This window comes from Halomonas sp. DP3Y7-2, from assembly GCF_019800795.1.
Lineage (GTDB): Bacteria > Pseudomonadota > Gammaproteobacteria > Pseudomonadales > Halomonadaceae > Halomonas > Halomonas litopenaei_A.
Window position 1 is genome coordinate 413983 of record NZ_JAHVKJ010000011.1, and the last position, 21219, is coordinate 435201.

General features: G+C 62.3%; 16 protein-coding genes and 4 tRNA genes. 9 read left to right on the forward strand and 11 right to left on the reverse strand.

The window, feature by feature from the left end:
• Positions 1 to 98 precede the first annotated feature (98 nt).
• Together KUV45_RS17440 and KUV45_RS17445 are read left to right on the forward strand one after the other, a co-directional pair.
• Positions 99 to 647: a tripartite tricarboxylate transporter TctB family protein gene (locus KUV45_RS17440; protein WP_222163621.1), complete on the forward strand. Its 549-nt coding sequence runs from the start codon at positions 99 to 101 to the stop codon at positions 645 to 647.
• Positions 648 to 693: 46 nt separating this feature from the next.
• The gene (locus KUV45_RS17445; RefSeq protein WP_206943470.1) at positions 694 to 2187 is read left to right on the forward strand and encodes a tripartite tricarboxylate transporter permease; all 1494 of its coding nucleotides are present in this window, start codon (positions 694 to 696) and stop codon (positions 2185 to 2187) included.
• Positions 2188 to 2395: 208 nt separating this feature from the next.
• Here the strand turns inward: KUV45_RS17445 and KUV45_RS17450 are convergent, their stop codons facing one another.
• The 6 genes from KUV45_RS17450 to KUV45_RS17475 all read right to left on the reverse strand — a co-directional run bounded on the left by KUV45_RS17450 (position 2396) and on the right by KUV45_RS17475 (position 4765).
• Complete coding sequence (locus tag KUV45_RS17450; RefSeq protein ID WP_222163623.1) at positions 2396 to 2701, reverse strand: YrhK family protein; 306 nt, start codon at positions 2699 to 2701, stop codon at positions 2396 to 2398.
• 325 nt (positions 2702 to 3026) lie between these two features.
• Positions 3027 to 3102, reverse strand: a tRNA-Asn gene (locus tag KUV45_RS17455).
• A 109-nt stretch (positions 3103 to 3211) separates the two neighbouring features.
• A tRNA-Asn gene (locus tag KUV45_RS17460) sits at positions 3212 to 3287 on the reverse strand.
• Positions 3288 to 3333: 46 nt separating this feature from the next.
• Positions 3334 to 3409: transfer RNA gene (locus KUV45_RS17465), tRNA-Asn, on the reverse strand.
• A gap of 263 nt (positions 3410 to 3672) precedes the next feature.
• Positions 3673 to 3749, reverse strand: a tRNA-Met gene (locus tag KUV45_RS17470).
• Between the two features lie 134 nt (positions 3750 to 3883).
• Entirely contained in the window at positions 3884 to 4765 is an 882-nt protein-coding gene (locus KUV45_RS17475) for a choline ABC transporter substrate-binding protein (RefSeq protein WP_224852086.1), read from the reverse strand.
• A 277-nt stretch (positions 4766 to 5042) separates the two neighbouring features.
• Here KUV45_RS17475 and betI point away from each other — a divergent pair, with 277 nt between their 5' ends.
• From betI to KUV45_RS17495, 4 genes are all read left to right on the forward strand, one after another.
• On the forward strand, positions 5043 to 5639 hold the full coding sequence (gene betI / locus KUV45_RS17480) for a transcriptional regulator BetI (protein WP_206943477.1): 597 nt from the start codon (positions 5043 to 5045) through the stop codon (positions 5637 to 5639).
• Between the two features lie 171 nt (positions 5640 to 5810).
• Entirely contained in the window at positions 5811 to 7280 is a 1470-nt protein-coding gene (gene betB, locus KUV45_RS17485) for a betaine-aldehyde dehydrogenase (RefSeq protein WP_222163624.1), read from the forward strand.
• A gap of 157 nt (positions 7281 to 7437) precedes the next feature.
• Positions 7438 to 9195: a choline dehydrogenase gene (gene betA, locus KUV45_RS17490; protein ID WP_224852060.1), complete on the forward strand. Its 1758-nt coding sequence runs from the start codon at positions 7438 to 7440 to the stop codon at positions 9193 to 9195.
• Positions 9196 to 9422: 227 nt separating this feature from the next.
• A complete protein-coding gene (locus tag KUV45_RS17495) occupies positions 9423 to 11873 on the forward strand; it encodes an acyl-CoA dehydrogenase (protein WP_222163626.1) in 2451 nt (816 codons plus the stop codon).
• 77 nt (positions 11874 to 11950) lie between these two features.
• Here the strand turns inward: KUV45_RS17495 and KUV45_RS17500 are convergent, their stop codons facing one another.
• The 3 genes from KUV45_RS17500 to KUV45_RS17510 all read right to left on the reverse strand — a co-directional run bounded on the left by KUV45_RS17500 (position 11951) and on the right by KUV45_RS17510 (position 16040).
• Positions 11951 to 13981: an SLC13 family permease gene (locus tag KUV45_RS17500; protein WP_222163628.1), complete on the reverse strand. Its 2031-nt coding sequence runs from the start codon at positions 13979 to 13981 to the stop codon at positions 11951 to 11953.
• Positions 13982 to 14067: 86 nt separating this feature from the next.
• Positions 14068 to 14634 (reverse strand): carboxymuconolactone decarboxylase family protein, encoded by a 567-nt coding sequence (locus KUV45_RS17505; protein ID WP_222163630.1) that lies wholly within the window; start codon positions 14632 to 14634, stop codon positions 14068 to 14070.
• A gap of 62 nt (positions 14635 to 14696) precedes the next feature.
• Positions 14697 to 16040: an aspartate aminotransferase family protein gene (locus KUV45_RS17510; protein ID WP_222163632.1), complete on the reverse strand. Its 1344-nt coding sequence runs from the start codon at positions 16038 to 16040 to the stop codon at positions 14697 to 14699.
• Positions 16041 to 16352: 312 nt separating this feature from the next.
• Between KUV45_RS17510 and KUV45_RS17515 the strand changes: the two genes are divergently transcribed.
• Positions 16353 to 17270, forward strand: a complete 918-nt coding sequence (locus KUV45_RS17515) for a MurR/RpiR family transcriptional regulator (RefSeq protein ID WP_222163634.1) — start codon at positions 16353 to 16355, stop codon at positions 17268 to 17270.
• Between the two features lie 72 nt (positions 17271 to 17342).
• Here the strand turns inward: KUV45_RS17515 and KUV45_RS17520 are convergent, their stop codons facing one another.
• The gene (locus tag KUV45_RS17520) at positions 17343 to 18320 is read right to left on the reverse strand and encodes an NADPH:quinone reductase (protein ID WP_222163636.1); all 978 of its coding nucleotides are present in this window, start codon (positions 18318 to 18320) and stop codon (positions 17343 to 17345) included.
• Positions 18321 to 18690: 370 nt separating this feature from the next.
• Between KUV45_RS17520 and azu the strand changes: the two genes are divergently transcribed.
• The gene (gene azu / locus KUV45_RS17525; RefSeq protein WP_224852059.1) at positions 18691 to 19185 is read left to right on the forward strand and encodes an azurin; all 495 of its coding nucleotides are present in this window, start codon (positions 18691 to 18693) and stop codon (positions 19183 to 19185) included.
• A 214-nt stretch (positions 19186 to 19399) separates the two neighbouring features.
• Here azu and KUV45_RS17530 read toward each other — a convergent pair whose 3' ends face one another.
• Complete coding sequence (locus tag KUV45_RS17530; protein ID WP_222163637.1) at positions 19400 to 20011, reverse strand: hypothetical protein; 612 nt, start codon at positions 20009 to 20011, stop codon at positions 19400 to 19402.
• A gap of 290 nt (positions 20012 to 20301) precedes the next feature.
• On the opposite strand from KUV45_RS17530, the gene KUV45_RS17535 reads away from it, so the two are divergent.
• Complete coding sequence (locus tag KUV45_RS17535) at positions 20302 to 21066, forward strand: glycerophosphodiester phosphodiesterase family protein (protein ID WP_206943493.1); 765 nt, start codon at positions 20302 to 20304, stop codon at positions 21064 to 21066.
• The last annotated feature ends 153 nt before the right edge of the window (positions 21067 to 21219 follow it).

Below are 21219 nucleotides of genomic sequence, written 5' to 3' on the forward strand. Positions count from 1 at the left end.
CGTGACGGCCACCCCCATGAGGGCCGGGCCATGCCCGGCTCCCACCCCGGGGCCAGAGACAGCGGTCTGCTCTGCCCCATCGTGAACCGAGCCTCACCATGCATACCAAGTTCACCGTCTTTGCAGTCCTGCTGCTGGTCCTTGCCGGCATCACGCTGGTACCGACCCTGAATTTCCCCAGCTCCGAGGACGTCTCGACCTTCATCGGCCCGCGCTTGTGGCCCTTGTCCTTGCTGCTGCTGTTGATCGTCCTGTCGGCCACTCTGCTGGTGAGCACGCGACTGACCCAGAAGAAGGAAGCCCAGCAAGGCCTCCGTCGTGAACGCGACCCAGAGTCAGCGACTGACGTGCCCAACGCCACGGCAGACGATCCACTGGTCGCGCCAACTGAGCTGAACACCTCGGCACCCCCTTCAGCGTCAGGCGTTATCGCGGCCTACCGCCACTGGTGGGTGATGGGGGCTACCGTGGCCTACACGCTGCTGATGCCCGTCACCGGATTCCTGCTGGCCACCGTCATGTTCACCCTGGCCTGCACGCTACTGCTCGGCGCGCGCCACTGGGCCGCCCTGCTGGCCACCGTGGTCATTGCAGCGGTGCTGATACAGGGCGTGTTCTCTACCCTGCTGGGCATACCGTTGCCATGACCCTCAGTCGATACGATCTTTTACCCGTGCTTCCCAGGAGCTGACGATGCTGGAGAGTTTTCTGAGTGGGCTAGGCGTGGTCTTCCAGCCCATGAACCTTCTGATACTGACCTCGGCCGTCTTCATCGGCTTCATCGGTGGCGCCCTGCCAGGCATAAGCGGTGTGATTCTGGTGGTCATCCTGCTGCCGGTCACCTATGGCATGGATCCGACCCAGGCGTTCATGCTGCTGACGGCCATCTACGGCTCTACCGTGTTCTCGGGGCTGATCACCGCCATTCTCTACCGCGCACCCGGCACCCCGGAAGCCGTGATGACGGCCTTCGACGGCTACCCCATGACCCAACAGGGGGAAGCGGGCAAGGCCCTGGGTATCGGCGTGCTCAGTTCTGCCATCGGCGGTCTGGTCGGCACCATCGCGCTGATCATCTTCACCCCCTTGCTGGCCTCGGTGGCGCTGAAGTTCTCATCGCCAGAGTACTTTGCCCTGGCCATTCTTGGCCTGACCGTGGTCGCCTCACTGGGCGGCAGACTGATCCTTGGACTGATCGGGGCTACCCTCGGTCTGTTGATCGCCACCATCGGCATTGACCCTCTTACCGGCACCAGTCGCTACACCTTCAACAACCTCAACCTGGCGGAAGGGGTTGGCCTGATTCCCGTCATCGTCGGGCTTTTTGCGGTGTCCGAGGTGATGAAGCGTTCACTTTCCCGGGATGCCGAACAGCCCCTGACCAAGGTCAAGATCAAGATCTTCGACGCCCCCATCCTGAAGAAGATCGGGGTGACCCTGTCGCGCTCGTCGATTCTCGGGGTGATCATCGGCATTCTGCCCGGCATCGGCGCCAGCACCGCCGCCATGGTCAGCTACAGCGAGACGGTGCGCTGGTCCAAGCATCCGGAAAAGTTCGGCAAGGGCGCACCGGAAGGCATTGCCGCACCGGAAGCCGCCAACAACGCCGCCGCCATGGGCGCCCTGGTGCCCCTATTTGCGCTGGGTATTCCGGGCAGTGGCACTACCGCGATCATCCTAGGCGCCTTTATCATGCATGGCCTGCAGCCGGGGCCGATGTTCATGCTGACCTCAAGCGACCTGATCTATGCGGTATTCGCCGGACTGTTCGTGGTGAACTTCATGATCCTGGCGTTCTCCAAGCCGTTCATCAAGCTGTTCACCCGCCTGCTCAACGTCCCTTACTCGGCACTCGGCCCGATCATCCTGATGTGCTGCATCGTCGGCACCTACTCGGTGCGCAATTCGATGTTCGACGTGTGGCTGATGCTGGGTTTCGGCGTCCTCGGCTTTCTTCTCGAGAAGATCAAGTTCCCGCTGGTGTCGATCATTCTCGGCCTGGTCCTCGGCCCCATCGCTGAAAGCGAATTGCGGCGCTCGCTGGCCATGTCCCAGGGGGATCTCAGCATCTTCTTCTCTCGCCCGATCAGCGCCAGCTTGATCGTGATTGCCGTACTGCTGCTAAGCACCACCATCATCATCGCCCTGCGCAAGCGGGCCAGAACCCGTGCAGCCGCGATGGGCTGAGGGGATAAAGCCGCACACTGGCGAATCTTCAACAACCCCCACGCAGAAACGACATCGCCCTCGCTGCCACAGGCAGCGAGGGCGATATTGTTTCTACTGATCGGCACCGCACCCCGCTGGGCCAAGACACCTCCCGTCCTACCAATCAGGCCCGCCGTCAATCAGGTCAGCTATCAAGGAGCGAACAAGGCAGCGATACAAGGGCGGATCAATAGTCATGCCCTGCATCCACCGCGGCAGGCGCTTCAGGGTGCAGGCGCTGGATATGCACCCGCCGGGCAAGGCGAATGAGCGGGCGTATCATCATCTCGATACTGCCGATCAGAAACAGCCAGGTCCCTATATAGGCAAGCGACTCGTAGAAAAACAGAATACTGCCGATGATAAACCAGGTGCCGATCAAGAGGTCGTTGACGATGCTGAGCACCTCATAGCGCTGGCGAATGATCAGCTCTTCATGACCGATCTGCAGGGTCAGAGTGGGCGTTTTCGACGACTGTTGCGAGGTTGTCATGGGGTCTTCCCTTTCGCAGTGGTTGTCCGGCGCCCCGTCGCGTTTCAGCGCAAGAGGGAGCAACCTGGTATCCAGAATAACCGTATGCAAAACAGGATAGAGGCAGTCAGTTTGGCGGAGCAAGACGAGGTAGCGCCACAGGCCTGCAACGCGAGCAGGACACAACACATAGACGAAAAATGGACGAAACGAGCGCAGCGATCGTTAACGCCAGGTACCAAAAACCGACAAGGAAAGCCCAGAATTTCAAGGACAATAACGAAAGGCAAGGAAGGAAAAGGAAGGCAGCAAACTCAGGAGTGTCGCTAGATAGCGCAGAATGCACTGGCTCCCCGAACAGGACTCGAACCTGTGACCCAATGATTAACAGTCATTTGCTCTACCAACTGAGCTATCGGGGAACGACAATGTGCAGTGCTAAATGATGCAACGCTAAATGGCATCAGGTAACGACCTTGAGCCGGGCGGCAATTCTTGCAAGGTACAGAGCATCGTGACGTTGCGCCAAGATGGCTCCCCGAACAGGACTCGAACCTGTGACCCAATGATTAACAGTCATTTGCTCTACCAACTGAGCTATCGGGGAATGACCTTGAATTGTCGGTGCAAGAGGCGGGATCAACCTTGGAGGTTGGCTCCCCGAACAGGACTCGAACCTGTGACCCAATGATTAACAGTCATTTGCTCTACCAACTGAGCTATCGGGGAATCGCCTTGAGCACGGGGCGTAGTATACGGATCACGCCGAGATCGTCAAGCCCACCTGAAGGTTTATTGCCGGACAGGTCGACTTAACTCGCTGATCCGCCTCACAACCTTGGATAGCGCCCCAGCCTGACGCCGACAGCATCACGGCGACATCGCTCTGACGACACCGGCTGACGACACCGGCTGACACCGGACGCCCTGGAACCAGGCATGCTGAAACGACAGCGCCCGCTGACCGAAGTCAGCGGGCGCTGTCTAAATCCTGGTGGCTACGCCCTGACTCGAACAGGGGACCCCATCATTATGAGTGATGTGCTCTAACCAACTGAGCTACGTAGCCTTTTGGCCGTCAGGCAATAACATCGCCGTGTCGACGGGGGTGAATTATGCACACCCCCCAAGGACTTGGCAAGCCTGACCGCCAAATTTTCAGCGACGAAGACTCACAAGGGCTGTCGCCACCTCTAAAAGGTGTCAGTCGATACCCAGCGACGCCTTGACGGCTGGCAGCGCGGGCTCGCCATCGGCGGTATTGACGCCTTCAAGCCATGCCTCCAGAAGTGCCGGATTCGCCTTCAGGTAATCCTGGGCAGCCTCCTCCGGCGCCACGCCATCGTCCATGATGGATCCCATCAACTGGTTCTCCATCTCCAGGGTAAAGCTCAGATTGTCGAGCAGTGCGCCAACGTTCGAGCAGCTCTCGCTGTAGCCGGCACGTGTGTTGGTGTAGACCGTGGCGCCCCCCAGGTCGGGACCAAAGTAATCGTCTGCCCCCTCCAGATAGGCCATATCGAAATTGGTATTCATCGGGTGAGGCTCCCACCCCAGGAAGACCATCCAGGACTCATCCGGGACCCTAGCCCGCAACTCGGCCAGCATGCCTGCTTCACTGGAGTCGACCAGCGACCAGTCGCCGAGACCGAAGGCGTCGTCGTCGATCATCTGCTGGATCAACTCATTGCCGTCGTTCCCGGCCTCGATGCCATGCAGCTCGCTGTCGAACTTGTCGGCGTGCTGGGCGAGATCTGCCACCGAGGTGACGCCCGCGTCGTGCACATACTGAGGCACCGCCAGGGTGTACTTGGCGCCTTCCAGGTTGGCACCCAGGCGGTCGACGTCACCCTGCTCCACGTAAGGGTCGCTGATGGACGCCATGGAAGGCATCCAGTTACCCAGGAACACGTCGAAGTCACCGTTCTTCATGCCTGAATAAGCAATCGGCACCGATACCGTATCGATGCGCGTCTCGTAGCCCATGGCCTGCAGCACCTGGGTGGTAAGCGCGGTGGTCGCGGTGATGTCGGTCCAGCCGACTTCAGCGAAACGCACCGGCTGGCAGCTGTCATCGGCGGCCATCGCCTGGGGGGCGGCAAGGCCGGCGATGGCAGCCGCCAGCACGGACAGAGCGGGAATCGTCGGGGTCGTCATGATGCACTCCTTATTCGGATTATCGGTTGCAGTATGGTGGCCTGTTCACAACGGTGCCGTTGAATCGACCAGATTTTGATTGAACGTCCAATCAATAAAAGGCATACTCTCTACATCCTAACCTCGGGGACACCTCGAGGAGCAAGTCACCGTTTCAACTCTCGAGCACCTGAAGGCTCGTGAGGCAGTGGTAGAGAGGTCTGTCATGCCCAAGGTAGGAATGGAGCCAATCCGCAGGCAACAGCTGATACAAGCCACCATGGCCGCCATCCATGAGGTCGGCCTGGCGGATGCCACCGTGATGCGTATCGCACGTCACGCGGGCGTGTCTGCTGGCATCATCAGCCACTATTTTGGCGGCAAGGACGGCCTGCTCGAAGCTACCATGCGGCAGATTCAGCACGACCTGGGCGACGCGGTCGCTGCACGTCGCAAAGCCCTCTCCGACAACAGCCCAAGAGCGCATCTGGAAGCCATCATCGATGGCAACTTTGATTCATCCCAGACCAACGCTCGCGCGGCCGGCACCTGGCTCGCCTTCTGGGCCAACTCGATGCACAAGGCTGACCTGCAGCGCCTGCAGAAGATCAACGATCGCCGGCTTTACGCCAACCTCTGCTACCAGTTCAAACGTCTGATGCCCCGTGACGAGGCACAGCGCGCCGCCAACGGCATGGCCGCCATGATCGACGGCCTGTGGCTTCGCGGCACCCTCTCGCCCGAGGGGCTGGACACCCGCCAGGCGCGTGAATTGGCGCGGGAGTACCTGCATCGTCTACTGGACCAGGCGGCCAGGACGTAGCGCATCCACTTGATCAGGCCGCCTGCCACCATCTGCAGAAAGCCTAGCCTGGATCAAGGGACGTCCCATCACCGTGCGAGGCGTACGCCCCAACGTCAGGGCACACTCGACGGCGCCGTCCGCGATTACCCCATCACCTTTATTAGCCCGCTCTCACCATAGGAGGATGTCATGGCAACGCTCGACACCCAGAAGCTCTATATCAACGGCCGTCTGACAGACGCCACCTCCAACGAGACGTTCAGCGTCACCAACCCCTACGACGGTAGCCACCTGGCAGACGTCCAGGTGGCCAGCGACGCCGACGTGGATGCCGCCGTGGCTGCCGCCCAGCAAGGCCAGAAGGTCTGGGGCGCCATGTCCGGCATGGAGCGAGGCCGCATTCTCAACCGCGCCGTGGCCCTGCTGCGTGAGCGCAACGATGAGATCGCGGAACTCGAGACCCGTAACACGGGCAAGCCCTTCAGCGAGACCTCCACGGTCGACATCGTCACCGGTGCCGACGTGCTGGAGTACTACGCCGGCCTGGCCGCCGCCATCGAAGGCAGCCAGATTCCGCTGCGCGAAGACAGCTTCGTCTACACCCGTCGCGAGCCGCTTGGCGTGATCGGTTCCATCGGCGCATGGAACTACCCGATCCAGATTGCCTGCTGGAAGTCAGCCCCTGCCCTCGCCGCCGGCAACGCGGTGGTCTTCAAGCCCAGCGAAGTCACCCCGCTGACCACCATGATCCTGGCCGAGGTGTTCACCGAAGCCGGCCTGCCGGATGGCGTCTTCAACGTCGTCCATGGCGAGGCTGAGGTGGGCCAGGCGATTACCGGCCATCCTGACATCGCCAAGGTGTCCTTCACTGGCGAGGTCGGCACCGGCAAGAAGGTCATGTCTGCCTCGGCGGCTTCCAGCCTCAAGGACGTGACCATGGAGCTGGGTGGCAAGTCACCGTTGATCGTATGTCGTGATGCGGACCTGGACCGTGCGGCCGACGCCGCCATGATGGCCAACTTCTACTCCAGCGGCCAGATCTGCACCAACGGCACGCGGGTCTTTGTCGATAACGCCATCAAGGCGGACTTCGAGGCGCGTCTGGCGACTCGTGTAGCGCGCATCAAGGCAGGCGATCCGATGGATCCGGCCGTGAACTTTGGCCCGCTGGTCAGCTTCGAGCATCAGCAGAAGGTCCTGTCCTACATCGCCCTGGGCCAGCAGGAAGGCGCGCATGTGTTGGCCGGTGGCGAGACCTGGGATGAGGGTGACTGGGCCAAGGGTGCCTGGGCGGCGCCTACGGTGTTCACCGACTGCACCGACGATATGCGCATCGTCCGCGAAGAGATTTTCGGCCCGGTCATGTCCGTGCTCGGCTTTGATAGCGAGGAAGAAGTGCTCCAGCGTGCCAACGCCACCACCTATGGCCTGGCGGCGGGTGTCTTTACCGAAAGCCTCAACCGCGCACACCGCATGATCCACCGCCTTGAAGCCGGCATCTGCTGGATCAACACCTGGGGCGAGTCACCGGCCGAAATGCCGGTCGGCGGCTACAAGCAATCGGGTGTCGGTCGTGAAAACGGTATCGAGACACTGGCCCACTACACCCAGACCAAGTCGGTCCAGGTCGAGATGGGACCCTTCGAGTCGGTTTTCTAACCTCACCACATCCAGGGTCGGGGCCCCCACCCCGACCCCATGTGACAGGCTTGCGCGGAACCCCCTGCCCTTTCTCTTGATGGCTCGCCCTCCGGGCCATCCGACACCGCGTCGCGCCTGACCCCGACATCTCACTTATTCTCCCGGGAGGCGTTTCATGCCACAGCATCGTGAATACGACTACGTCATCATTGGCGCCGGCTCAGCCGGCAACGTTCTAGCGACTCGCCTGACAGAAGATCCTGACGTCCAGGTGCTGCTGCTCGAAGCAGGTGGCAAGGATCACCGCTTCGACTTTCGCACCCAGATGCCCGCCGCGCTGGCATATCCGCTGCAGGGCAAGCGCTACAACTGGGCGTTTGAAACCGACCCTGAGCCGCACATGGACAATCGCCGCATGGAGTGCGGTCGCGGCAAGGGCCTGGGCGGCTCCTCGCTGATCAACGGCATGTGCTACATCCGTGGCAATGCCCTGGACTATGACGGCTGGGCCCAGCGTGCCGGGTTGGAAGACTGGCACTATGCCAACTGCCTTCCCTACTTCCGCAAGGCCGAGACCCGTGACATCGGCCCCAACGACTATCATGGTGGCGATGGCCCGGTCAGCGTGACCACGCCGAAGGAAGGCAACAATCCGCTTTATCACGCCTTTATCGAGGCAGGCCAACAGGCGGGCTACCCGGCCACTGAAGACGTCAACGGCTACCAGCAGGAAGGCTTCGGTCCCATGGACCGTTTCGTCACCCCCAATGGCCGTCGCGCCTCCACCGCCAGGGGCTATCTCGATGAAGCCAAGCAGCGTCCCAACCTGACCATCGAAAACCGCGCGACCACCGATGTGATCCTGTTCGAGGGCAAGCGCGCGGTCGGGGTACGCTATCAGCGCAAGGGCCAGGACCAGCAGGTGCGCATCCGTCGCGAAGTGCTGCTGTGTGCCGGCGCCATCGCCTCGCCGCAGATCCTGCAGCGCTCCGGCATCGGACCGGCCGACCTGCTCGAGGAGCTGGGTATCGAGGCCGTTCAGGTCAATGACAACGTCGGTGCCCATCTGCAGGACCACCTGGAGATGTACATCCAGTATGAGTGCAAGAAGCCGATCTCCCTCTACCCGGCGTTGAAGTGGTACAACCAGCCAGCCATCGGCGCAGAATGGATGTTCAAGGGCACCGGCATCGGCGCCAGCAATCAGTTCGAGGCAGCCGGGTTCATTCGTACCAGCCAGGAGGAAGCCTGGCCCAACCTGCAGTACCACTTCCTGCCCATCGCGATCAGCTATAACGGCAAGAGTGCGGTACAGGCCCACGGCTTCCAGGCCCACGTCGGCTCCATGCGCTCGGAAAGCGAGGGCCGCGTGCGCTTGACCTCTCTTGATCCCAAGGCGGCGCCGTCCATCCTGTTCAACTACATGTCCACCGAGAAGGACTGGGAAGAGTTCCGCGACGCCATTCGCCTGACCCGTGAGATCATCGCCCAGCCGGCCATGGACGAATATCGCGGTCGTGAGATCTCTCCGGGACCGGACGTCAACACCGACGAGGAACTCGACGCCTTCGTGCGCCAGCACGCCGAGACCGCCTACCACCCCTGCGGCACCTGCCGGATGGGAGATGGCGACGACTGCGTGGTAGATGGCGCAGGTCGCGTGCACGGGGTGGAACGCCTGCGCGTGGTAGACGCCTCGCTGTTCCCGGTGATTCCTACTGGCAACCTCAATGCGCCGACGATCATGCTGGCAGAGCGAATGGCCGACAAGATTCGTGGCCAGCAGACACTGCCGCCGAGCGACGCGCCCTATTACGTGGCCAACGGTGCCCCTGCCCAGGCCACCCCGCAGCGCCGGCTCGAGGACGCCCACCCGACCCAGGGTGAGCGCCGCCTTGCAGCAGGCACCGACGGCTCGACACCTACTGGCTAGCGAAGCCCGCTGCCACACGCAGCATGTCGACGTCATCCCCCTGGCCCTGTGTTCATCACAGGGCTTTTTTGTGCAGCTCAGAGACGTTTGATTCGACCATGGTGCAAGACCAGGCGTTTTAAGTGGCTGGTTGCCAGTCGATGGGCTAATCTGCAAGAATTCAAACAGGCGTTTTATTCCAATCACCGGCAACACTCTGCCTCTATCGCCAGCCAAGGAGACTCTCCATGCTCAGCCTGCTCCTGCTAGTCTTCACGGTCGTTGGCCTGATCGCCATCGCCCACCGTGAAGCAGGGTCTGCCCCCGCGACCGCTCTGCCTGCGGTACTGGGTATCGTCGGTCTACTGCTCGATGCCGAAGTCGTCGGCGTGCTGCTGTTGATCAGCGCTGCCGTGATCGCCGCGTGTGGCCTGCCCGCACTGCGCCGCCACTGGCTCTCGCCGCGCCTGTTCGCCATGTTCAAGAAGGTCGCGCCCAAGGTCTCTGACACCGAGCGCACCGCGCTGGAAGCAGGCAGTGTGGCCTGGGATGGAGAGCTGTTCTCCGGCCGCCCCGACTGGCAGCGCCTGCTCGACTTCAAGGACGATGGCCTCAGCGACGAGGAACGTGCCTTCATCGACCATCAGTGCACCGTCGCCGCCGGCATGTGCAACGCCTGGGACATTGCCCGCGAGCGCGCCGACCTGCCGCCGGAGCTGTGGGACTACCTGAAGAAGGAACGCTTCTTCGGCATGATCATTCCCAAGCAGTATGGCGGCCTCGGCTTCTCTGCCAAGGCACAGTCTGCGGTTCTGCAGAAGCTGGCCGTCAATGAGACCTTGATGTCCACCGTGGGCGTGCCCAACTCCCTCGGCCCCGGCGAACTGCTGCTCAAGTACGGCACCCAGGAACAGAAAGATCACTACCTGCCGCGCCTGGCCGATGGACGCGAGATCCCCTGTTTCGGCCTGACCGGCCCCCGTGCCGGCTCTGACGCCACGTCGCTGCCGGACGTCGGCATCGTGTGCAAGAAGGAGGTCGACGGCAAGGAGGTGCTTGGCCTGCGCCTGACCTTCAACAAGCGCTGGATCACCCTGGCGCCCATCGCCACCGTGGTTGGCCTGGCCTTCCGCATGTTCGATCCGGACCACCTGCTGGGCGACAAGGAAGATCTGGGTATCACCTGTGCCCTGGTGCCACGAGACACGGACGGCATGGACATCGGTCGCCGCCACCACCCCATCGGTAGCCCCTTCATGAATGGCCCGATCCGCGGCAAGGATGTGTTTGTCCCGCTGGATACCATCATTGGTGGCCCGGACATGGCGGGTGAAGGCTGGCGCATGTTGATCGAATGTCTGTCAGTGGGTCGCTGCATCACCCTGCCCTCCGGCGCCACGGGCACGGGACGCTACGCCATTGGCTGGGCTGGCGGCTTTGCCCGCATTCGCCGCCAGTTCAACGTGCCGGTGGCCGAGATGGAAGGCATCCAGGAGCCCCTGGCACGCCTCACCGCCAAGGCCTACATCGCCCAGGCAGCGGTCTACCAGACCGCCAACACGATCGACCACGGTCATGCACCGGCCGTGCCCTCCACCATCCTCAAGAGCCAGCTGACCGAGTTCCAGCGAGACATTCTCGCCGATGCCATGGACATTCATGGCGGCAAGGCCGTCACCCTGGGCCCGCGCAACTATCTGGGCATTGGCTACAGCGCGAACCCGGTGGCCATCACGGTGGAAGGCGCCAACATCATGACCCGCAACCTGATGGTATTTGGACAGGGTGCCATCCGCTGCCATCCCTACGTGCTTGAAGAGCTGGCGGCCAAGGATGCTGACGATGCAAAGGCCTTCGATCGCGCCTTCTTCCGCCATGCCGGCCTGATCTTCGGCAACGCGGCACGCGCCTTCTCCATGGGACTTGGCCTGGGCAAGCCTGCCAACCCCTTCGATGACGTCGCTGGGCCCTACGCCAAGGAGGTCTGCCGTCTTTCCGCTGGCTTCAGCCTGTGCGCGGATGCGGCCATGGCAAGCCTGGGAGCCGAACTCAAGCAGCGAGAAATGCTGTCGGCACGACTCGGTGACGTGCTGTCCAACCTCTACCTGGTCAGCATGGTGATCAAGCAGTGGCATGAGGGCGACAAAGTCGAAGGCGAAGCCGAGCTGATGCACTACGCCTGCCGCTTCCTGCTCAACCGCGCCGAGACCGCCTTTGTCGAGGTATTCGACAACTTGCCGAACAAGGCCCTGGGCAAGACATTGAAGGTGCTGGTCATGCCGCTGGGGCGGCGCTGGGCCCGTCCTCACGACGATCTTGCCCGGGCCATTGCCAGGTCCGTTTCCACGGGCTCGGCGCTGCGCAAGAAGCTGCTTCAGGGCGCCTGGGGCAGCAACGACCAGGTGCAGGACAACCCGGTGGCGCGCTACAACGCCCTGCTGGAGACCCAGGACCGCGCCGAGGCGCTGTATCGCCAGATCAATCGCGCCTATGCCAAAGGCAAGTTGCCGGTGCAGGCCCTGCATCCGGAAGAGCGTCTGGAAGCCGCACTGGCCGAAGGATTGATCAACGAAGACGACGCCGATTTCATGCGCAAGCGTGAGGCCGAGGTGCTGGATATGCTCAGCGTGGATGACTTTGCCTTCGATGCCTTTGTCACCGACAAGGACAAGGTCAACCAGCACAACGCGACCGCCTGAGTCATCGGCACTGCATCACCACAACGCCCGGCACTCGCCGGGCGTTGTCGTTGTGAAGAGCATTTTCCCTGTGGCCCCTACTTCAGCGGCCATACCAGCATGATGAGTGGTATCGCGACCAGCATCACCACCAGCGTCAGCGGCAAGCCAAGACGCCAGTAGTCGCTGAAGTGGTATCCCGCTGGGCCCATCACCAGAGTATTCGACTGATGACCGATGGGAGTGAGGAAGGCGCAGGAGGCGCTGATCGCCACGATCATCAGGAAGGGGTCGAGTGACAGCCCGAATCCGTTGGCCAGGCTGGCGGCAATCGGCGCCATCAGCAGCGCCGCTGCGGCATTGTTGATGACGTTGGAGAGCAAGGTGCTGACCATGAACAGCCCTGCGAGCACCAGCAAGGGTGGCCATTGGCTGCCCCACCCCAACAGCGTGTCCGCAATCAACTGAGCGCCACCGCTGGTTTCCAGCGACTGCCCCACCGGTATCATCGCTCCCAGCAGTACGATCACCGGACCATCGATGGCCCGGTAGCCCTCTCGCAGGGGCAGTACCCCGACCACCAGGGTCACCAGGGCGGCCAGGGACAGCGCCACCGCCGCCGGCAGCAGATCAAACAGCATGGCCATGATGGCCGCCACGAAGATGCCGATGGACAGGGCCAGCTGACGCGGCTGCCCCAGCGTCAGCCGACGATCCGCCAAGGGCAGGCAGCCCAGTACCGTCAGGCTCTCACCCAGTCCCTCCGGATCGCCCTGCAGCAACAGCACATCACCGGGGCGGAAGCGGATATCCCTGAGCCGCTGCTGCAGCCTTCCACCATCCCTGGCCACCGCCACCAGGTGTAGCCCGTATTGATGGTGCAAGCGCAGCTCCGCCGCGGTGCGACCGCTGATCGCGGCGTCATTGCGCACAATAGCCTCGATCAGATGAAGGTCCTCGTCCTCGGAGCGCTCCTTGCGGCTGTCCTCTTCTGCCTCGTCTTGCTGTGCCGAGTTGCCCGAGTGAGCTCCCCTCTGCGTCCCTTCCTCGTCACTACCGACATCATCCCGCGCCCGGTCCAGGGTCTGGCGACGCTCGATGGCTTCCTCGTCCTGGCTGAGCAGATGTCGCGTGCGCTGCGCCAGAGAAGCTGTCTCAAGGTTGTCGTCGTCGCGCTCTGGCAGGTCGTCGCCCTCGGCACGCTCTGGCAGGTCGTCGCCCTCTGGGGTAGGCACATCGCTCGGCGCCAGGCCAACGCGCAACCCGGCCTGATCCTCAAGCGCCTTCAGTTCGTCGGGGCCGGCCTCGAGCAGCAGGATATCGTCTTGTCGCAGTACCCCATAAAAGGAATGGCCCGCATAGCGCCGCCCATCACGTACCAGCGCCAGCACCGGCACGTTGTCGTCCAGCTTGCGCCTGAGCTTGTGCAACGACCAGCCCAGCGCCTTGGCATCCGCCCCGACCCGCACTTCGACCAGGTAGTGAGCGGTATCGAACATGGCATCCCGGCTGGCCTGGCCAGTGCGCCGTGGCACCAGTCGCCATCCCAGCAGGACAATGAAGGCAACTCCGGCCAGGGCCACGGCTCCGCCCACGGGCAAGAAGTCGAACATGGCGAAACGCTCACCCGAGAGCGAGGCGCGATAGCTGGAGATGATGATGTTGGGCGGCGTGCCGATCAGCGTGGTCAGGCCGCCCAGCAGTGACCCGAACGCCAGGGGCATCAGCAAGATGGACGGAGAGGTATCGTGTTCCCGGGAGAGTCTCAGCGCTACCGGCAACAGCAGCGCCAGCGCACCGACATTGTTCATGAAGCCGGACAACAGCGTGACCAGCCCGGTCAACGCCAGCAACTGCAGGAACAGGCGATCTCCAACCTTGAGTACCTGGGCGGAGATCACGTCGACCACGCCTGCGTGCTCGAAGCCCCTGGAAAGCACCAGCACCGCCACTACGGTAATCACCGCCGGGTGGCCGAAGCCGGTAAAGGCGTCGTCAGCCGGAACCAGCCCCAACACCACTGACGCCAGGAGTGATGCCAGAGCCACCAGGTCGAAGCGCCAGCGCCCCCATACAAAGGCCGCCAGCGTCAGCCCAAGCACCACAAACACCAGAAGACTGTCATCCATGTCGGCCTCCTCCATGGTCAGAGCACTACGAAACACTGCATCAGTGTCCAGCGAAACGCTGATTGAGAGTAGCCTACATCAGTGGATTACGTAGCAGGTTCCTCAAAAGGCAGGGGCTGTTGGCCTCGACGCACCTCGAACACATTCAGCGTCATCGCCACCAGCGCGTAGTACCCCAGCACTCCTACCAGCTCCACTACGGCCTCTTCGCCAAACGCATCCACCGCCTCACGGTAGGTGGACTCATCCACACGGCGGGTGTCGTAGAGCTGGTAGGCCAAGCGGTGCACCAGCGCCTCCTGGGGATCCTCGAAGGGCGGCTGCCGGCCCTCGCGCAGTGCCTCTACGACTGCCGGGGAGAGACCGGCCTCCAGCGCGATGGGGGCATGAATCTGCCACTCGGCCTGGGACTTCCACCACGCAGCGGTTGCCAGGATGGCAAGCTCCGTCAAGCGCAGTGGCAGGCGTGTCCCATAGCGGCAGAAGGCCCCAAGACGCTGGGCGTTATCGGCCAGCTCCGGGCTATGCACCCAGGCGAGAAACGGGCCGTCCAGGTTGCCGCGCGGTCCGCTGAGGATGTCGGACAGCACGCGCCGTTGCTCGTCGGTCATGCTGGCATCGGTGAGCTCCGGCAGGCGGGATCGGATGGACATCTTGGTTTCCTCAAATGGGGTCTTGGGTACAGAGAGTGAGCACCACAGCGCGCAGCCGACGCCTAGGCACCACCGGCAAGGCATTCGACCAGCGCTGTGTCGATGGCGGCCTCAAGCTTGTCGACGATCTCATCCAGGTGCCTGTCTTCGACAATATAGGGAGGGGCCAGCAGCACATGATCACCGCGCCGACCGTCGAGGGTGCCCCCCGCCGGGTAGCACATCAACCCCTGGGACATCGCAGCCGACTTGATCCGTGCATTCAGTCGACGCTCTGCCGGGAACGGTGCCTGGGTCTCACGGTCAGCGACCAGTTCCAGGCCAAGGAACAGGCCACGGCCACGCACATCACCCACCTGGGGATGATCGCCAAAGCGCTCCAGCAGACGGCGCTGCAAGCCTTCGCCCTGGTGACGCACCCGTTCAAGCAGTCCACGGTCCTCGATACTGCGCTGGACAGCAAGCGCCCCGGCACATGCCGTGGCGTGGCCAATGTAGGTATGCCCATGCTGAAAGAAGCCTGATCCCTCGGCAATGGCGTCGCGAATTCGCTGGCTTGCCAGCGTCGCACCAATCGGCTGGTAGCCACCTCCCAATCCCTTGGCAATGGTGACGATATCCGGGCTGATCCCCTCCTGCTCGCAGGCAAACAGCGAGCCTGTACGCCCCATGCCACACATCACCTCATCCAGAATCAACAGGATGCCGTGACGATCACAGATCTCGCGGACTCGCTGGAAGTACCCAGGCACGGCGGTCACCGCGCCGAGCGTAGCCCCGACGACAGGCTCTGCCACGAATGCCATGACACGCTCGGCGCCGAGCTGAGCGATGGTCTGCTCGAGCTCTTGTGCCAGGCGCTCGCCATAGGCGATGTCGCTCTCTCCCGCCTGTTTGCCGCGGTAGGCATAGCAGGGGCTGACATGTGTCGTCTCGCTGAGCAGCGGTTCGAACGGTTGGCGACGCCAGGCATTACCCCCGGTGGCCAGGGCTCCCAAGGTGTTGCCGTGGTAGCTCTGTCGACGAGCGATGACCTGGGTACGCTCCGGCTGGCCGATCTCGAGGAAGTACTGACGCGCCATCTTCAATGCTGCCTCTACCGCCTCGGAACCGCCGGAGACAAAGTACACGCTGGCGATACCCTCAGGGGCTCGCTCTACCAGAAAATCGGCCAGCGCTTCCATCGGTTCTGAGGTGAAAAAGCTGGAATGAGCGTAGGCCATCCTGGAGACCTGTTCAGCGATGGCCTGCTGCACCTGGGTATCGCTGTGGCCCAGGCAGGACACTGCCGCCCCGCCGCTGGCGTCCAGATAACGCTTGCCACTGGCATCAATGAGGTAGGGACCATCCCCGGCCACCGCGGTGGGGTAGGTAGAAGTGAGATGGCGATGAAAGACGCGGCTCATGCTGGCTCCCGGGGTGGTTGGCCCATGGCAGGTAGAAGGTACGGCGGATCACGTGCATCGAGGCGGCCAGGGCATCTGACCGAGACATCTGCTGGTGAGCACGAGCTCAGGATCAGGCGCTGGTCGAGTGGCTGGACGGCATCGACATCATTACCGCCAACAACAAATGCAAATATTAAATGCTTTTCAGATTGTTTCAATGCATTGTTTGCAAAAGCTCGCCTTCTCTACGCGTCTTCTGAGATAGCTGGCAAGATAAGCAGCTGTTTTCACATGGCCTCTATCGCCGAATGTTTCAGACAAGGAGCCAAGATGCCGTCCTCTCCCCCTGCTAACGCGCCGGTGCCTCGCCATCTTGCTGACCTTCAACGTCTCGCCGAGAGCATCCGTGAGGGGCATTCCTCGCTGCGTCTTGGGCGGCGCTCACTGGCCGTATTAACGGCCCTGATCGAGAGCCCTCAGTCCACTGCGGTGGCATCGATCAGCGAACTGGCGCAGCGCCTCGACGTGAATCCCTCCACGCTGACACGTCTTGCCCAGCGACTGGGGTTCGACGGGTTCGGCGAGCTGCAAGGGGTCTTTCGTCGCGAGGTGGCCGACGGCGGGGAGCATTTCTACAGCGACCTCGCTGCGAAGCTGTCGACGGACCAGGACGAGGGCAAGGGCGTGGCGCGACTGGCACGTCTGGGCCGCCAGGAAAGCGCGAACTTTGCCGCGCTGTTGCACCAGCTGGAAGCGGGCACCTATGACGCTGTCGTCGAGCTGCTGGCCACAGGACCCAGGGTGAGAATCCACGGCCAGCGCCAGTTTGCTTCGCTTGCACAGTTCATGGCCTATGGATTGGGCATGCTACGTGCCGACGCAGCCGAGCTCGATGCGGGGCGACAGGGAGTGGCCGATGCCCTTGCTCAACTGGACGCGGGTGACGTGCTGGTCGTGGTCAGTTGCTTTCCCTACACCACCAGCGTGCTGGAAACCGCGAAGGTAGCGGCGAAGGCAGGTATCCGAATCATTGCGCTAACAGACAGCGAATCGTCGCCGCTGTCACGGGTCGCAGAACACCGCTTCCTGGTACCCAACGACAGCCTGTTCTTTTCCAACGCCATGGGCGCCTTCTTCCTGTTGGCGCAAGGGCTACTGACTGAGGTGGCAGACCGACTCGGCCATGAAGGACTGGCCGCGCTGAGACGACGAGAAAAGATGATCCGAGAGTTAGGAGCATCACTATAGTGCTGGACCAGCGAGCCCGCCACGCGGGCTCGCTGCCTGCGCCCGACGATCGCCGTCAAGCGCGAGGGACTCTCAGGGCAGCAGCACCGTCGAGCCGGTTGTCTTGCGTGAGGCCAGCGCGTCCTGGGCCTTGCCCGCCTCTGCCAGCGAGAAACGCTGGGCCACATCAATCTTCACCTGGCCGCTCTCGATCATATCGAACAGCTCATCCGCCATGTCCTGCAGCCGCTCAGGCGTATCCGCGTAGCCATTGAGGCTGGGACGCGTCACATACAGCGCGCCCTTCTGGTTGAGGATGCCAATATTGACGCCTTCCACCGGCCCCGAGGCGTTGCCGAAGCTGACCATCAAGCCTCGCGGTTTCAGACAGTCGAGCGACGTCTCCCAGGTGTCCTTGCCAACGCTGTCATAGACCACGTCGACCATGGTACCGCCCGTCAACTCGCGCACGCGCTCCACCACGTCTTCCTTGGTGTAGTCGATGGTGGCCCAGGCGCCGTTACGCTTGGCAAGCTCAGCCTTCTCGTCGGAGCTGACCGTACCGATGAGCTTGACCCCAAGCGCCTTCGCCCATTGGCAGGCAATGGAACCCACGCCACCGGCGGCGGCATGGAACAGAATGGTCTCGCCGCCTTGCAGCGGATAGGTCTGGCGCAGCAGGTACTGCACGGTCAGGCCCTTCAGCATGGCCCCGGCAGCGGTCTCGCAGCTAATGCCTTCGGGCAAGGCCACGACCTTGTCGGCCGGCAGGGTATGCAACTCAGCGTAGGCGCCCAGAGGCCCCTGGGCATAGGCCACGCGATCCCCGACCTGCAAATGCTCGACGCCTTCACCCACGGCATCGATCACGCCTGCCCCTTCGGTGCCAAGCCCAGAGGGTAGCGATGGCGCCGGGTAGAGTCCGGTACGAAAATAGATATCGATGAAGTTGAGGCCGACCGCCTCGTTGGCAACGCGCACTTCACCCGGTCCGGGGGCCGACGTGGGCGTATCCACCAGTTCCAGTACGTCTGAACCACCGGTACGAGCGAACTGAATCCGCTTGGCCATGGAAAAGATTCCTTACACTGCTAACAGGATGTACGCCCAGTCAAGCGCTATGCGCGAGTGGGGTCAAGCCCAATGTCTTCCATCTTCCTCTGCCGGGCGGCATTTGAGGGTACACCCCACACCAGGTTGTGTGGGCAAAGCGAAGCGCCGCTCTCACTTCGCCTTGACAAGACAATAGATGTTATCGACACTCATCAAACTGTATACATTATCGACATTATAATGCATACATGAATAACGCGCTGCACAGAGGCAGAACCACCGCGATGGATCGCCGTTCATGGACCTTAACCTCATGCGACGACCGCCAGGCCCTGTTCAGTCCACTGAGAAAGGCGCACTGACGTCTCCCACTGACGAGATTGCTAACATGAAGAAGAGCCTGATTTCTGCTGCTGCCCTGCTGTCCTGCTCTGCCGCGCTAATGACGGTTGCGAGTGGAGCCTGGGCTGACGACGCCGCCCAGTCGGAGGTGGCCGAGGAGTGCCAGCTGACGATCGACAGTACCGACCAGATGCAGTACGACAAGAGCGAGATGAGCGTACCGGCGAGTTGCGAGACCGTCAGCCTGACGCTGACGCACTCCGGCACCATGGCCAAGAATGTCATGGGCCACAACTGGGTGTTGGCACCTAGCGATGCCTATCAGGAGATTGCCTCCGCGGGGATGCAGGCGGGGCTCGACAACAACTACCTGCCTGACGATGACCGCATTGTGGCTGCCACCGATGTCATCGGCGGCGGAGAGTCCACGCAAATCACCTTCAGCACCGAAGGGCTGGACGACAAGGACCTGACCTTCTTCTGCTCCTTCCCCGGCCACTCTTCGATCATGAAGGGCAGCTTCAGCCTGAGCGAAGGCTAAGCCCGCGCGCCTGCGACATAACGTCGACAGCGGCCTGCCTCCGGCTCCAGGGCCACCCTGGAGCCTCTGCCGGCGCGACCCGGGCTTCCTCCGTTCATGGTGCCAGTGAGCGGATCAACAACCACCTTGCCCGGTGAGCGCCGACCCGCCCGTCAGAGGGTGCGGGACATGATTCCTGCTACAGCCTTCGCTGTAGGGTGAGTCGACAAGTTGGCTACAGGGTCTGCGGAAAGCTCTCAAGCCCCCGCACAAAGCGATTCTTGTAGTCTTCGAACAAGGCCTTGTCCTGCTTGAAGTTCGCCACCACAGAAGCGTCGTCCACACTCAAGGTCCGCGGCAGATTATCCAGACTGGTCGCCGGATGCTTCGGTCCCAGTCCGATCTGCAGTCCACCCGGGCCCTGCAACCAACGCTGGATCCCCGCAGCGGTAAATTCCGCCTTCTGTGCGTCGCTGACCACATCCACCCGCAGCGGTGCGCGTAGCGCAAGCTCGGCAACCAGGCGCAGCGCCGGATTCAGGGTTTTCTTCTTGGGCGCATCGCCCTTGTCTCCCACGGTATCTGCGTCCGGGTCCAGCGAGGTCAGCTGTACCACGTTCATGCTGGTGCCCGCTTCATCACTGACCAGCAATGCCAGCGCAACCGGGCGAGATTGATCGTCGACCAGCGCGATCAGCCGGGCCGCTTCCTGCTTGAACAAGACCCCGATCACGCCAGCGAAGGTCACCAGCGGTGCGATGCCCGCCTGGTGCCCGTAGGCTTCTGCGCACAGGCGAGCCAGGCAGGCCTCTCGTTGCTGGGGCTGGTTGATTTTGACGACCTTCATCACTGACCTCTGATTGCTGATACCTTGGGCGCCACAACCGTGCAAGACTGGACGGCTGGAGCCTACATCGAAAGCCGCGAGACTAGCATATTCTTGACGCTCTCGCTGGAGTCCTGACCGCGTTCGAGGATCATGGCCGGTAGCTTCCTCAATCGGTCATCTTTATGTGTCACGATGACCTGGCACCAAGCCGACGACGCCGGATGGCAACGCCGTCAGCGGATCATCGGCCCATTGCGTGGCGCTGCCTTTTGCGATGGTCTTGCCGCCACGCCAGACAAGGAGAGCCCATGACTCACCGAAGCTTGCCGCCTCTGGCGCTGCCCCGCCAGATGGCCCACCGTGGACTATCGGCCCACGCCCCGGAGAACACCTTGAGTGCCGTGCAGCTGGCATGGGAGGCCGGTATTACTTGGGTGGAGCTCGACGTGCAGTTGCTCGGCGACGGAACCCCGGTGATCTGGCATGACCCGGGAATGCGTCGCTGCTCGAACGGTCGCGGCAAGCTGGCCAAGCTAAGACTGGAGCAGGCACAGGAGTACGATGTGGGCGCCTGGTACGCAGAGCGCTTTCGCGGGGAACGCATGGCGACACTCGACGACATGCTCAATCTGCTGGATCGCCGTGACATGGCGGTCAACCTGGAGCTCAAGATCACTCGCGGCCGCGACCCCGAAGCGCTGGCCGAATCGGTGATTCCCCGGTTGATGGAAGCCCTGCCCTACGACAGGCGCCTGGTTTCCTCCTTCAGCCCGGCCGCGCTGGATCATGCCCGCAGCATCGCTTCAGCAGAACACCTGGCACTGGGCGTGCTTACCGACAAGGTGGGCAAGGGGTGGCGCCAAGACGTCGAGGCGATAACGGCCTACAGCCTTCACTGCGACTGGAAGAAATTGAAGGAACCCCGCGCCCGTGAGGTGGTAGAAAGCGGCACCGCGCTCCTTTGCTACACCGCCAATGACCCCCTGGCCTTCCAGCGCTACTGGGACTGGGGGGTGACCAGCGTCATCTCCGATGATCCCGGCCGTTTTCTGAGTCCTCCTGTCGCCACCTGAACAGGCGGAAGCGTCGCCTGAGACTCATGAAACAAGACGCGAGATCACGTCACGAGAGAACGACGCGAGATCACGTCACGAGAGCACGACTCAACCAAGCGCTTGCTTGGCAAACCTGGGGCATGCTCGCTATGGTAGGACCAGCCTTCCACC

Bases quoted from the DNA above. Each gene is read 5' to 3' on its own strand.
- KUV45_RS17505 (WP_222163630.1), bottom strand. From the start codon at position 14,634: ATGTCCATCCGATCCCGCCTGCCGGAGCTCACCGATGCCAGCATGACC.
- betB (WP_222163624.1), top strand. From the start codon at position 5,811: ATGGCAACGCTCGACACCCAGAAGCTCTATATCAACGGCCGTCTGACA.
- KUV45_RS17445 (WP_206943470.1), top strand. From the start codon at position 694: ATGCTGGAGAGTTTTCTGAGTGGGCTAGGCGTGGTCTTCCAGCCCATG.
- KUV45_RS17500 (WP_222163628.1), bottom strand. From the start codon at position 13,981: ATGGATGACAGTCTTCTGGTGTTTGTGGTGCTTGGGCTGACGCTGGCG.
- KUV45_RS17450 (WP_222163623.1), bottom strand. From the start codon at position 2,701: ATGACAACCTCGCAACAGTCGTCGAAAACGCCCACTCTGACCCTGCAG.
- KUV45_RS17520 (WP_222163636.1), bottom strand. From the start codon at position 18,320: ATGGCCAAGCGGATTCAGTTCGCTCGTACCGGTGGTTCAGACGTACTG.
- betA (WP_224852060.1), top strand. From the start codon at position 7,438: ATGCCACAGCATCGTGAATACGACTACGTCATCATTGGCGCCGGCTCA.
- KUV45_RS17515 (WP_222163634.1), top strand. From the start codon at position 16,353: ATGCCGTCCTCTCCCCCTGCTAACGCGCCGGTGCCTCGCCATCTTGCT.
- KUV45_RS17495 (WP_222163626.1), top strand. From the start codon at position 9,423: ATGCTCAGCCTGCTCCTGCTAGTCTTCACGGTCGTTGGCCTGATCGCC.
- KUV45_RS17535 (WP_206943493.1), top strand. From the start codon at position 20,302: ATGACTCACCGAAGCTTGCCGCCTCTGGCGCTGCCCCGCCAGATGGCC.
- KUV45_RS17510 (WP_222163632.1), bottom strand. From the start codon at position 16,040: ATGAGCCGCGTCTTTCATCGCCATCTCACTTCTACCTACCCCACCGCG.
- KUV45_RS17530 (WP_222163637.1), bottom strand. From the start codon at position 20,011: ATGAAGGTCGTCAAAATCAACCAGCCCCAGCAACGAGAGGCCTGCCTG.
- KUV45_RS17475 (WP_224852086.1), bottom strand. From the start codon at position 4,765: ATGGCCGCCGATGACAGCTGCCAGCCGGTGCGTTTCGCTGAAGTCGGC.
- KUV45_RS17440 (WP_222163621.1), top strand. From the start codon at position 99: ATGCATACCAAGTTCACCGTCTTTGCAGTCCTGCTGCTGGTCCTTGCC.
- betI (WP_206943477.1), top strand. From the start codon at position 5,043: ATGCCCAAGGTAGGAATGGAGCCAATCCGCAGGCAACAGCTGATACAA.
- azu (WP_224852059.1), top strand. From the start codon at position 18,691: ATGAAGAAGAGCCTGATTTCTGCTGCTGCCCTGCTGTCCTGCTCTGCC.